At 62.6% G+C, this 522-nt stretch carries 1 protein-coding gene; it reads right to left on the minus strand.

The genetic code is table 11. The features are described 5' to 3' along the window. Window positions 1-522, minus strand: a 522-nt coding sequence (gene istA / locus AWB68_RS46125) for an IS21 family transposase (protein ID WP_125483350.1), incomplete at both ends; no start/stop codon positions are given.

Below are 522 nucleotides of genomic sequence, written 5' to 3' on the forward strand. Positions count from 1 at the left end.
GCCTTGTCCTGCGGATGATAGGGGCGCGCCGGCAGAATCGAGGTGCCGTAGTGGCGCGCAAAGTCGAGCACCGTGTCGTTGCTGCGCGGTTCGTATCGGTTAGCGTCTGCGATCAGCGCACGCGGGTTGTCGGGCACGATGAGCTGCGTCACGCCTCCGTAAAAGCTCAGTGCGCGCGCCGTCGATTCAAGCCAGTCCGCCATCGTCTCGCGGGGCGTTGCATGGGCAAAGGTGTAGCTGGAGGCGCCCATTGCGGCGACGAAGATGTGGGCTCGAGTGCCGTCGGTCAATGCGATTGTAGGGCCGGCGTAGTCGATGAACAGCTTCTCGCCGGCGCGGTGGATCTGTCGCATTGAGCGCTTGAGTTGCTTGGCGAAGCGCCGATAGTTGTCGCAGAACTGAGAATAAGCGTAGGTCTGGCGGTCCGCGTGGTCGGCGCGGTATTCCTCCCACAGCAGCATCAGCGTCATGCCCTTGCGGCGCAGCTCCTGATGTAGACGACCATAGTCTGGCTGGACATGA

It is taken from the genome of Caballeronia choica, assembly GCF_001544535.1.
Taxonomy (GTDB): Bacteria; Pseudomonadota; Gammaproteobacteria; order Burkholderiales; family Burkholderiaceae; genus Caballeronia; species Caballeronia choica.